General features: G+C 67.0%; 12 protein-coding genes. 4 read left to right on the top strand and 8 right to left on the bottom strand.

Features of this window, described 5'->3' with window-relative positions:
* The 7 genes from DIE12_RS31615 to DIE12_RS31585 form a co-directional block, all read right to left on the bottom strand.
* Positions 1-1,336, bottom strand: a 1,336-nt coding sequence (locus DIE12_RS31615) for a sugar ABC transporter ATP-binding protein (protein ID WP_148092726.1), incomplete at its 3' end; no start/stop codon positions are given.
* A 145-nt stretch (positions 1,337-1,481) separates the two neighbouring features.
* Positions 1,482-2,432: a sugar ABC transporter substrate-binding protein gene (locus DIE12_RS31610; RefSeq protein ID WP_044843604.1), complete on the bottom strand. Its 951-nt coding sequence runs from the start codon at positions 2,430-2,432 to the stop codon at positions 1,482-1,484.
* Positions 2,433-2,951: 519 nt separating this feature from the next.
* Entirely contained in the window at positions 2,952-3,878 is a 927-nt protein-coding gene (locus DIE12_RS31605; protein WP_044843605.1) for a CysB family HTH-type transcriptional regulator, read from the bottom strand.
* A gap of 80 nt (positions 3,879-3,958) precedes the next feature.
* Positions 3,959-5,017, bottom strand: coding sequence for a sulfate/molybdate ABC transporter ATP-binding protein (locus tag DIE12_RS31600; RefSeq protein WP_044843606.1), 1,059 nt, complete (start codon positions 5,015-5,017; stop codon positions 3,959-3,961).
* A gap of 13 nt (positions 5,018-5,030) precedes the next feature.
* On the bottom strand, positions 5,031-5,978 hold the full coding sequence (gene cysW, locus DIE12_RS31595; RefSeq protein ID WP_044843607.1) for a sulfate ABC transporter permease subunit CysW: 948 nt from the start codon (positions 5,976-5,978) through the stop codon (positions 5,031-5,033).
* Complete coding sequence (gene cysT, locus DIE12_RS31590; protein WP_044843608.1) at positions 5,975-6,874, bottom strand: sulfate ABC transporter permease subunit CysT; 900 nt, start codon at positions 6,872-6,874, stop codon at positions 5,975-5,977. Before cysT ends, cysW begins: the two co-directional genes overlap by 4 nt.
* A 137-nt stretch (positions 6,875-7,011) precedes the next feature.
* The gene (locus tag DIE12_RS31585) at positions 7,012-8,049 is read right to left on the bottom strand and encodes a sulfate ABC transporter substrate-binding protein (RefSeq protein ID WP_124485540.1); all 1,038 of its coding nucleotides are present in this window, start codon (positions 8,047-8,049) and stop codon (positions 7,012-7,014) included.
* Positions 8,050-8,313: 264 nt separating this feature from the next.
* Between DIE12_RS31585 and lexA the strand changes: the two genes are divergently transcribed.
* From lexA to DIE12_RS31565, 3 genes are read left to right on the top strand one after another with little or no spacing between them, the layout of a single operon-like run.
* Positions 8,314-8,961 carry a transcriptional repressor LexA gene (gene lexA / locus DIE12_RS31575; RefSeq protein ID WP_006754655.1) on the top strand — a complete coding sequence of 216 codons (648 nt, stop codon included), beginning with the start codon at positions 8,314-8,316 and terminating at the stop codon, positions 8,959-8,961.
* Between the two features lie 26 nt (positions 8,962-8,987).
* A complete protein-coding gene (locus tag DIE12_RS31570; protein WP_044843610.1) occupies positions 8,988-9,326 on the top strand; it encodes a hypothetical protein in 339 nt (112 codons plus the stop codon).
* Positions 9,327-9,355: 29 nt separating this feature from the next.
* Positions 9,356-10,048, top strand: coding sequence for a DUF2939 domain-containing protein (locus tag DIE12_RS31565; protein ID WP_124485541.1), 693 nt, complete (start codon positions 9,356-9,358; stop codon positions 10,046-10,048).
* A 95-nt stretch (positions 10,049-10,143) separates the two neighbouring features.
* Here DIE12_RS31565 and DIE12_RS31560 read toward each other — a convergent pair whose 3' ends face one another.
* Entirely contained in the window at positions 10,144-10,641 is a 498-nt protein-coding gene (locus tag DIE12_RS31560; protein ID WP_044843612.1) for a universal stress protein, read from the bottom strand.
* Here DIE12_RS31560 and DIE12_RS38270 point away from each other — a divergent pair.
* Positions 10,640-10,804: a hypothetical protein gene (locus DIE12_RS38270; protein ID WP_185500322.1), complete on the top strand. Its 165-nt coding sequence runs from the start codon at positions 10,640-10,642 to the stop codon at positions 10,802-10,804. The genes DIE12_RS31560 and DIE12_RS38270 overlap by 2 nt on opposite strands.
* Positions 10,805-10,828 lie beyond the last annotated feature (24 nt).

Here is a 10,828-nt window from a genome sequence, read left to right as displayed (position 1 = left end):
AGATCTCGAATTTGGCGCCGACGTCGATCCCGCGGGTCGGTTCGTCGAACAGCAGCACGCCCATGTCGCGCGCGAGCCAGCGGCCGATCACGACCTTCTGCTGGTTGCCGCCCGACAGTTCGCCGACCGCCTGCGCGGCGCCGTGGGTGCGGATCCGCAGCGCGTCGATCTGCTGCTCGGCGAGCGCCGTCTCGCGCGCCGTATCGACGATGCCGCCGCGCGCGAGCCGGTCGAGCTGGCCGAGCGACACGTTCGACGTGACCGACTGCGACAGCAGCAGCCCTTCGCCCTTGCGGTCCTCGGTGATCAGCGCGATGCCGTGCTTCACCGCGTCGACGGGCGAGCCGATGCGCGCCGGCTTCAGCGGATCGCCGACCGCGATCATCCCGGCGTCCGGCGTGTCCGCGCCGTAGATCAGCCGCAGCAATTCGGTGCGCCCGGCACCGATCAGCCCCGAGATGCCGAAGATTTCGCCCGAGCGCACTTCGAGCGACACGTCCTGCACGGCCGTGCCGCGCGTCATGCCCGACACGACGAGGCGCGGCGCGCCGATGCGGCGCGCGCCGAGGTCGATGTGCTCGCCGACCTCGCGCCCGACCATCAGCGTGACGAGCCCGTCGGACGTCGTCGCGGCCATGTCGCCGACGTGCACGAGCCGGCCGTCGCGCAGCACCGCGACACGCTCGGCGACCCGCGCGAGTTCCTCGAGCCGGTGCGAGATGTAGACGATCGCCACGCCGCGCGCCTTCAGCCGGTCGATCTGCTCGAACAGCAGTTCGACCTCGCGCGCGGTCAGCATCGCGGTCGGTTCGTCGAGGATCAGCACACGGCAGTCGCCGATCAGGTTGCGCGCGATCTCGACCATCTGCTGGTGGCCGATGCCGAGTGCGCCGACCGGCGTATCGGGATCGACCGCGTCGAGCCCGACCTGCGCCATCGCGGCACGCGCATCGTCGCGCAGCCGCGCGCGATCGATGATGCCGAAGCGCCGCGGCAGACGGTTCAGGAACAGGTTCTCGGCGACCGTCAGCGTCGGCAGCAGGTTCAGCTCCTGCATCACCATGCGCACGCCGAGCGCCTCGGCCTGCGTGCGGCTCGCCGGCGCGTAGGCCTGGCCGCCGAGTTGCATCGTGCCGGCGGTCGGGTCGACGAGGCCGCCGATGATCTTCGACAGCGTGCTCTTGCCGGCGCCGTTCTCGCCCGTCAGCGCGAGCGCTTCACCCGGCACGAGCGTCAACGTGACGTCGGCGAGCACCGGTTCGGCGTAGGTCTTGCCCACACCGGAGACGGACAGCACGGGAACGGCTGAACGGGAGGGTTGGAAGGTCGGTTCCATCGCGATCCTGGTTGCGGCCGCGCGCACGCGGCGCGCGGGTGTGACGCTCACAAGTGCATGTGCATGCAGTGGCCGTGATCGCGCTCACTCCGTATAACGGCCGCCGGGCCCGCTTCTTGAGGCCGGCGGCCGCGACGGGGCGGCGTTACTTCGTCACGAGATCCACCGGCGTCTCGACCACGCCGGACATGTCGGCCTGCTTGCGATGCTCGGCGATCGCCTTGAGCGCCGTGTCGATGCCGAACACGGCCTGCTTCGCCGCGTACTGGTCGGCGGTCGCGAGCACGCGGCCGTCCTTCAGCATCGGCCTGATCGCATTGATGTTGTCGTAGCCGACCACGAACACCTTGCCCTGCTTGCCCGCCGCGCGCACGGCCGACACGGCGCCGATCGCCATGTTGTCGTTGCCGCACAGCAACGCGCGCAGGTTCGGGTATTCGTTGAGCATCGCGGACGCGACCGCATTGCCCTTGTCGATCTCCCATTCGCCCGACTGCACCGACACGACCTTCATCCCGCCCGCCTTCATCGCGTCCTCGAAGCCGGCCGTGCGCTGCTGCGCGTTGGTCGTCGTCGACACGCCTTCGAGGATGCCGACCTGGTCGCCCGCCTTCAGCCGCTTCGCGAGGTAGTCGCCGATCTTGCGCGCGCCCTTGCGGTTGTCGGGGCCGACGAACGGCACGTTCAGGTTCTTCGACTTGAGCACGTCCGGGTCGAGCCGGTTGTCGATGTTCACGACGGTGATGCCCGCGTCGACCGCCTTCTTCACGACGGGCACGAGCGCCTTCGAATCGGCCGGCGCGAGCACGATCGCATCGACCTTCGACACGATCATCTGCTCGACGATGCGGATCTGGTTCGCGGTGTCGGTCTCGTCCTTGATGCCGTTCGTGATCAGGTCGAACTGGCCGGCGTTGTGCTTCTGGTATTCCTTCGCGCCGTTTTCCATCGTCAGGAAGAACTCGTTGGCGAGCGACTTCATCACGAGCGCGACCTTCGGCTTGGCCGCGGCCTGCGCATGGACGGCCGGTGCGGCAGCAACCGCGACGGCGGCAAGTGCGGCGGTCAGGAAGCGACGGCGAAAGAGGACATTCATACACATCTCCTGGCGACTGGCCCGACGGGCCAGATTATTGTTTGACTGTTGTTTTAATGAGAGCAAACGTTTGCGCTACACTTCCCGGGCATCGGCCATCGATGCTGCTTGTCGGTACCACGGAATGGAAGCGAGGCAGACGGCCGACTGCCTGGCGCGTGCTGTCGTGACGCGCCACCGCCGGCGGGACGCCGGCGGAGTGGAAGCTATGCTGTACCGTTTCGGTTCGACGCGCAACCCGTCTGATCAATATTTAAGGGTTTATTCGGAGCGCGCGGTTGCACGCGCCGATTGCGGCGCGTTACATGATCGAAGCGAGGCACGCGCATGCGCCCTCTTGTTTTTCTGTTGACCGGCGATTAGTTGACGGCCGCCGCTCACGGCAACCCGGCTTGTGAGCGACAGCTTCGATCGAAGGACCGACGCGTCGGCACGCCCTGAAATGGCGGATGCAGCATCGGCGCCCGATGCAACGCGTCCGAAGGGCGCCTGCCGCGCCCCCGGAACATCGTCCCGCCGTCAGACCGCTTCGCGCAGCAGCCCGGCGATTTCCGCTTCGTTAAGATGCGGCGCGAACATCTCGATCAGCCGGTACGCATACGCGCGCAGGAATGCGCCCTTGCGCAACCCGACCCGCGTCGTGCTCGCCTCGAACAGGTGCTGCGTGTCGAGCGCGACGAGCCCGGTGTCGCGCTGCGGATCGAAGGCCATTGCCGCGACGACGCCGATCCCCATCCCGAGCTCGACGTAGGTCTTGATCACGTCCGCGTCGATTGCAGTCAGCACGACGTCGGGCACGGCGCCGGCCTGCGCGAATGCCTGGTCGATGTGCGAGCGGCCCGTGAAGTCCTGGTCATACGTGATGATCGGGTACTCGGCGATTTCGTCGAGCGTCAGGTTCTCGCGACCGACGAGCGGATGCCCCTTCGGCACGACGACCGTGTGGTGCCACGAATAGCACGGGAACGTGACGATGTCCGGATAGCGATCGAGCGCCTCGGTCGAGATGCCGAGATCGGCTTCGCCGTTCAGGATCATCTGCGCGATCTGCTGCGGGCTGCCCTGGCGCAGCGCGAGATGCACCTTCGGAAACACCTCGGTGAACTGGCGGATCACCTTCGGCAGCGCGTAGCGCGCCTGCGTGTGCGTCGTCGCGACGACGAGGTGGCCGCTGTCCTGGTCCGCGAACTGGCGCGCGACGCGGCGCAGGTTTTCCGCATCCAGCAGCATCCGCTCGATCAGCTGATGCACGGCCTTGCCGGGCTCCGTGAGCCCCGTGAGCCGCTTGCCGCGCCGGATGAAGATATCGACGCCCAGTTCATCCTCGAGATCCTTGATCTGCTTCGACACGCCCGACTGCGACGTGTACAGCACGTTCGCGACTTCCGTCAGGTTCATGTTCTGGCGCACGGCCTCGCGCACGAAACGCAATTGCTGAAAATTCATGGGTATGCCTCTTAGGCTGTCGTTGTTTGAATGTCGATTCGGAGCGGTATCCGCCCTCTTCTCTTTACCGCGGCCGGACGTCAGTGCGCGGGAAACACGCGGACCGCGCGCGGCACGGCCGTCGCGCCGTCGCCCACCTGCAGCGCGAGCGCACGCCACGCGTCGCGATCGAGTTCCGCTTCGAGTGCGCCGCCCGTGCGCGCCTCGAGTTCGACCCGCACCGAGCCGCCGAGCGGGATCACGCGGCGCACGTCGACCGCGATGCCGTCGCGATGGTCGTCGCCGGCCGGCCACAGCTGCAGGTCGTGCGGCCGCACGTATGCGTTCGCGGGACCCGCGAAATCGGCGTCGACCGCGATCGGCGCGGCCGCCCCCTCGGCCACGAAGCCGCGCCCGGCGACCGTGCCCGGCAACCGGTTCGCCGCACCGAGGAATTCGTAGACGAACGCGCTTTGCGGATGATCGTAGACGTCCTGCGGGCTGCCGACCTGCTCCACATGACCGCGGTTCAGCACGACGATCCGGTCGGCCACTTCCAGCGCCTCCTCCTGGTCGTGCGTGACGAAGATCGTCGAGATGTGCAGGTCGTCGTGCAGGCGCCGCAGCCAGCCGCGCAGTTCCTTGCGCACCTTCGCGTCGAGCGCGCCGAACGGCTCGTCGAGCAGCAGCACCTTCGGCTCGACCGCGAGCGCGCGGGCCAGCGCGATCCGCTGACGCTGGCCGCCCGACAGCTCGGACGGGTAGCGCTGCGCAAGCCAGTCGAGCTGCACGAGCTTCAGCAGTTCGTGCACTTTCTCGCGGATCACGGCTTCCGACGGCCGCTCGCGGCGCGGCTTCACGCGCAGCCCGAACGCGACGTTCTCGAACACGGTCATGTGGCGGAACAGCGCGTAATGCTGGAACACGAAACCGACCTGGCGCTCGCGCGCGCCGACCGACGCGACGTCGAGCCCTTGCAGCACGACCTGGCCGGCGTCCGCGTGCTCGAGGCCCGCGATCACGCGCAGCAGCGTGGTCTTGCCGCAACCGGACGGCCCGAGCAGTGCGACGAGCTCGCCCGGCGGAAAGTCGAGCGACACGTTGTCGAGCGCGGTGAAATCGCCGAAGCGCTTCTGAAGGTGACGGACGGTGATACCCATTCTGGTTGCCTCTTTACGATTTCGACGAAATGGCGGCGGCGGGGCCGGCATGAGCGGGAACGTCATCGCGTGCGCCGGCCAGTTCGGCGGCGAGGTGACGCTCGGCGAGCAGCTTCAGCGCGAGCGTGACGAGCGCGAGCAGCGCCAGCACCGACGCCACCGCGAACGCCGCCGCGAAGTTGTATTCGTTGTACAGGATCTCGACGTGCAGCGGCATCGTGTCGGTCACGCCGCGGATGTGGCCGGACACGACCGACACCGCGCCGAACTCGCCCATCGCGCGCGCATTGCACAGGATCACGCCGTACAGCAGGCCCCACTTCACGTTCGGCAGCGTCACGCGCCGGAAGATCTGCCAGCCCGATGCGCCCAGCACGCGCGCGGCCTCCTCCTCGTCGGTGCCCTGCGCCTGCATCAGCGGGATCAGTTCACGCGCGACGAACGGGAACGTGACGAAGATCGTCGCGAGCACGATGCCCGGCACCGCGAAGATGATCTGCACGTCGTGGCCCTGCAGCCACGGCCCGAGCCAGCCCTGCGCACCGAACAGCAGCACGTAGACGAGGCCCGAGATCACTGGCGACACGGAGAACGGCAGGTCGATCAGCGTCGTCAGTAAAGCCTTGCCGCGGAATTCGAACTTCGCGATCGCCCACGACGCGCACACGCCGAACACGAGGTTCAGCGGCACCGCGATCACCGCGACGGTCAGCGTCAGCTTGATCGCCGACCATGCGTCGGGATCCGCGAGCGATTCGAGATAGAAGCCGACGCCCTTGCGCAGCGCCTCAAAAAACACCGCGGCGAGCGGCACGACGAGGAAGAACGCGAGGAACGCCAGCGCGACGCCGATCAGCAGCCAGCGCACGGCGCGCGGCTCGCTGACGGGATCCGGTTGTTTCGCGGCGCGCACGCGCGCGGCGGACGGGTTGTTCAGCACGGCGGTGGACTCCTGGCTCATTGCTGGCCTCCGGCGGCAGTCGCGGCAACGGTGACGGTCGCGGGCGCGGGGCCGCTCGCGCCCTTGCTCGTGCGGCGCTGCAGATACCACTGCAGCGTGTTGATGAGCAGCAGCATCAGGAACGACACGACCAGCATCACGACCGCCAGCGCGGTCGCGCCCGCGTAGTCGTACTGCTCGAGCTTCGTGATGATCAGCAGCGACGTGATCTCGGATTTCATCGGCACGTTGCCGGCGATGAAGATCACCGACCCGTACTCGCCGAGCGCGCGCGCGAACGCCAGTGCGAAGCCGGTGAGCAGCGCGGGCAGCACGGCCGGCAGCACGACGCGGCGGAACGTCAGCCAGCGCGTTGCGCCGAGGCACGCGGCGGCCTCTTCCTGCTCGCGCTCGAAATCCTCGAGCACGGGCTGCACGGTGCGCACGACGAACGGCAGCCCGATGAAGGTCAGCGCCACCAGCACGCCGACCGGCGTGAACGCGATCTTGATGCCGAACGGCGCGAGATACTGGCCCACCCAGCCGTTGGTCGCGTAGACGGCGGCAAGCGAGATGCCGGCGACCGACGTCGGCAGCGCGAACGGCAGGTCGACGATCGCGTCGACGAGCCGCTTGAACGGGAACGTGTAGCGCACCAGCACCCACGCGACGAGAAAACCGAACACGGCATTGATCACCGCACCGCCGAGCGCGGAGGCAAACGTCAGCCGGTACGACGCGAGTACGCGCGGCGACGCGACGGCGGTGACGAACTGGTCCCACGACAGCGTCGCGGTCTTCAGGAACGTGGCGGCGAGCGGAATCAGCACCACGAGGCTCAAATAGGCCACCGTGATGCCGAGCGTCACGCCGAAACCGGGCAGCGCGCTCGGCTTGCGAAAGGTGTACGTCGTCATCGGATGCTCTTGCTGGGTCGTTGCTGCTCACGGGTCCGACGCAAACGCCGGCGCGGGGAGTCGCGCCGGCGGGCCGTCGGGGATGCGGCGCGCTGTCGTGGCGCGCCGCTGTCGTTGTGGTTTGCTGCTGCCTGGTGTTACTGCGGCTTGTAGATCGAGTCGAACACGCCGCCGTCCGCGAAATGCGTCTTCTGCGCGTTCGTCCAGCCGCCGAACGTGTCGTCGACCGTGTACAGCTTCAGCTTCGGAAACTGCTTCGTCAGGTCCGCCGGCACGTTCTTCGAACGCGGACGGTAGTAGTTGCGCGCCGCGATTTCCTGGCCCTGCGGGCTGTACAGGAAATTCAGGTAGGCCTCGGCCAGCTTGCGCGTGCCCTTCTTGTCGACCACCTTGTCGACCACGGCAACGGGCGGCTCGGCCAGGATGCTCACCGACGGCACGACGATCTCGAACTTGTCGGTGCCGAATTCCTTGATCGACAGGAACGCCTCGTTCTCCCACGCGATCAGCACGTCGCCGATCCCGCGCTGCACGAAGCTCGTCGTCGCACCGCGCGCGCCCGAGTCGAGCACGCCCGCATTCTTGTAGAGCTTCGTCACGAATTCCTTCGCGCTCTGCTCGTTGCCGCCCGGCTTGTGGACCGCGTATGCCCATGCGGCCAGGTAGTTCCAGCGCGCCCCGCCCGACGTCTTCGGGTTCGGCGTGACGATCGAGATGCCCGGCTTGGTCAGGTCATCCCAGTCCTTGATCCCTTTCGGGTTGCCCTTGCGCACCAGGAACACGATCGTCGACGTGTACGGCGATGCGTTGTCGGGCAGGCGCTTCTGCCAGTCCTTGTTGACGAGCCCCTTGTTGGCGATCGCGTCGATGTCGTAGGCGAGCGCCAGCGTCACGACGTCGGCCTGCAGGCCGTCGAGCACCGAGCGCGCCTGCGCGCCCGAGCCGCCGTGCGACTGCTTGAAGTTGACCGTCTCGCCCGTCTGCGCCTTCCACGCCTTGCCGAACGCCTGGTTGAAGTCCTGGTACAACTCGCGCGTCGGGTCGTAGGACACGTTCAGGAACGTCGTATCGGCCTGGGCATGCGTCGCGACGCCCAGCGCCGCCGCCGCGCCCAGCGCGAGTGTTGCGATCAGGCGGCCCACTCCGCCCACCAGCCCCGTATTGCGCTTCGCCATCCTTGGTTCTCCAGTGTTGTCGGTATTGCGATGTCGGGCCAGTCTAGCGAACGGGTTACATGATTAAAAATAATCGTTCCTTATTTTTTAATACTCAAAAGTGCTAACGCAGACGGGATGGACGGTTGAGGCAGATGAACCGGCGTCCGGGCGTCGCGAAATCACGTCGGAACCGGCGCGATCGCGTCGAACTTCAAGTAACACTTGAAATTCGCGAAGTACTGTATAAAAATACAGCTCACTGTCTATCCATACAGTTCAGCCATGACCAAACTCACCGCCCGTCAGCAGCAAGTGTTCGACTTGATCCGCCGCGCGATCGAGCGCTCCGGTTTCCCGCCCACACGCGCCGAGATCGCGGCAGAGCTGGGCTTCAGCTCGCCGAATGCGGCCGAGGAACACCTCCGTGCGCTGGCGCGCAAAGGGGTGATCGAGCTGGCCGCCGGCGCGTCGCGCGGCATCCGCCTGCTCGGCATCGACGACGCCCCCCATCAGTTCACGCTGCCGCATGCCGGCCTGATGCAACTGTCGCTGCCGCTCGTCGGCCGGGTGGCGGCCGGTAGCCCGATCCTCGCGCAGGAGCACATCTCGCAGCATTACGCGTGCGATCCCGCGCTGTTCACCAGCAAGCCCGACTACCTGCTGAAGGTGCGCGGCCTGTCGATGCGCGACGCCGGCATTCTCGACGGCGACCTCCTCGCCGTGCAGAAGCGCACGGAAGCGAAGGACGGCCAGATCATCGTCGCGCGGCTTGGCGACGACGTCACGGTCAAGCGCCTGATGCGCCGGCCAGGCGGCCTCGAGCTGATCGCGGAGAACCCGGATTACGAAAACATCTTCGTCAAGGCCGGCAGCGCGGAATTCGCGCTGGAAGGCATCGCCGTCGGGCTGATCCGCTCGGGCGAACTCTGACAATCGGTCTCGCTGAGGAGAACATCATGGAACGCCTTTCCCGTTTGCTGCCTTTCCGTCAATTCGGCCGCCTGCGTCACCTGCGCGGCCGCACGCCCTGCGCGCCGCTGTCCGCCGCGGCGCCCGTGGTGAGCCAAGAAGTCGCAGTTGAACGGCAGGCGTCGCTGCTGCCCTCAGCGCTTCCCGCCTTCGCACGGGTCTCGCTGAACGCCGGCCTGCACCACGCGGAACCGGCGCGCCGTGCGCCCGTGCGCGTTTATCACGGCCGGTCGCGCCTGATCATGGTCGGGACGATCGATGCCGTGTGCCGGATGATCGATCGCTGCATCGACGAGGAACGATCGGCCACGCACGGCGGTCTCTGATTGCGGAACCTGTCCGCACCGGAGGCATCGTGACTGGATCTTCGGGCCGCGCGTGGCGGCTCAAGCCCCTGCTGATCGTCGTGCTGGCCGTCGCCGTTTTGGTGGCGATCGGCTATGCGTACGCATCGCCGTATGTCGCGCTCGGTCGCCTGAAATCGGCGATCGATGCGCGCGATGCGCAATCGGTCAGCGAATATGTCGATTTTCCGTCGCTGCGCATCAGCCTGAAGCAGCAGGTCACGGAAGAGTTGATGCACCGGATCGACGCGGTGAAGAAGGACAACCCGTTCGCGGTGATCGGCGCGCTGATCGGCTCTGCATTGATCGGCCCGCTCGTCGATGCGTATGCGACGCCGGAAGGCGTCGCGGCGCTGATGAGCGGCATTCCCCCGCGCGGTAATCCGGGCGAGCGGCCACCCGAATGGTCGGGCCCGCCGTCAGGCGGTGCGCCTGGCAGCGCATCGGCCGCACCGCCGGCCAATCCGGCGAGCACCCCCGTACCGGGCAGCAATGCCTCGGTCGCGTCCGCGCCGGCCCCCGCATCCGCGCCAGCCGGCCCGGGCGACACGCGCCATCCGCAGCAAACGAGCGCCGGCTACCGGAATATCGATGAATTTGTCGTGACCTACCAGCGCAGTGCCGACGGCACGCGCTATGCGGCGATCTTCCACCGCTTTGGCCTGTTTTCGTGGAAGCTGTCCGCGATCGACCTGCACGCGTGAGCGGTCGCGATCGGGATCGATGCCGCTGCGGCGGCAATGGCGAGCGACCGGCGCGGATCGCAGGACAACCCGGCCGGTCACACGATCTCACTGTGTCACTTGCCGCTCGCGGTGGCCGCTTCGCGTTCGCGCGCGATCTCGGCCTTTTGCTCTTCAGCCGACGAACACGCGACCAGAATGCTGCAGTTCACGCGATCGAGCAGTTGCGTATTGCCCGACCCCATCCACCATCTCGACAATCCGCTGCGGCACCGATGGCCGACCACGACGAGGTCGGCCTTCAACTCGGTCGCGAGATTCGCGATTTCGTCGATCGGATAACCGAACGCAAAATGGCCTTCCGCCTGGACGCCGCGCTCGCGCAGCCAGTTCACGCCTTCCTGCAGGATCTCGCGCGCGGTTTCCTCGAAGCGGCCGCAGGCGACGTCGGTCAGCAGCCCCGCGCTTTGCGCGATGCTCGAGCGCATGTCGACGACCGACAGCAAATGCGTTTCCGCCTTCAGGTCCAGCGCGAGATTCGCACCGCACCGCAAGGCCTTGCGTCCTTCGAGCGTGCCGTCGTAGCACAGCAGAATCTTGTTGTAGCTAGCCATGAGACCTCCCTATCGCGACAACGTGCCCTATGCACTCATCATGGTGCGCCGCAATTCCGGACGCAAGGGATGGAAAACGCTGATTCGCCACGCGGGGCGCGTCGGCGATGATGCGGTGCACGATCCGTGCGCGCATGCACCGTCGCGCGCGTGCGCGCCCTGAAGAGACGCAGCCGATGCACTAGAA

Source organism: Burkholderia sp. Bp9015, from assembly GCF_003853505.1.
Lineage (GTDB): Bacteria > Pseudomonadota > Gammaproteobacteria > Burkholderiales > Burkholderiaceae > Burkholderia.
This window is presented reverse-complemented; position numbering and strand designations above follow the sequence as displayed.

What these genes read in the sequence shown, in the direction of transcription:
- DIE12_RS31610 (WP_044843604.1), bottom strand. Translation starts at nt 2,432, where the DNA reads ATGAATGTCCTCTTTCGCCGTCGCTTCCTGACCGCCGCACTTGCCGCC.
- DIE12_RS31605 (WP_044843605.1), bottom strand. Translation starts at nt 3,878, where the DNA reads ATGAATTTTCAGCAATTGCGTTTCGTGCGCGAGGCCGTGCGCCAGAAC.
- DIE12_RS31600 (WP_044843606.1), bottom strand. Translation starts at nt 5,017, where the DNA reads ATGGGTATCACCGTCCGTCACCTTCAGAAGCGCTTCGGCGATTTCACC.
- cysW (WP_044843607.1), bottom strand. Translation starts at nt 5,978, where the DNA reads ATGAGCCAGGAGTCCACCGCCGTGCTGAACAACCCGTCCGCCGCGCGC.
- cysT (WP_044843608.1), bottom strand. Translation starts at nt 6,874, where the DNA reads ATGACGACGTACACCTTTCGCAAGCCGAGCGCGCTGCCCGGTTTCGGC.
- DIE12_RS31585 (WP_124485540.1), bottom strand. Translation starts at nt 8,049, where the DNA reads ATGGCGAAGCGCAATACGGGGCTGGTGGGCGGAGTGGGCCGCCTGATC.
- lexA (WP_006754655.1), top strand. Translation starts at nt 8,314, where the DNA reads ATGACCAAACTCACCGCCCGTCAGCAGCAAGTGTTCGACTTGATCCGC.
- DIE12_RS31570 (WP_044843610.1), top strand. Translation starts at nt 8,988, where the DNA reads ATGGAACGCCTTTCCCGTTTGCTGCCTTTCCGTCAATTCGGCCGCCTG.
- DIE12_RS38270 (WP_185500322.1), top strand. Translation starts at nt 10,640, where the DNA reads ATGAGACCTCCCTATCGCGACAACGTGCCCTATGCACTCATCATGGTG.
- DIE12_RS31560 (WP_044843612.1), bottom strand. Translation starts at nt 10,641, where the DNA reads ATGGCTAGCTACAACAAGATTCTGCTGTGCTACGACGGCACGCTCGAA.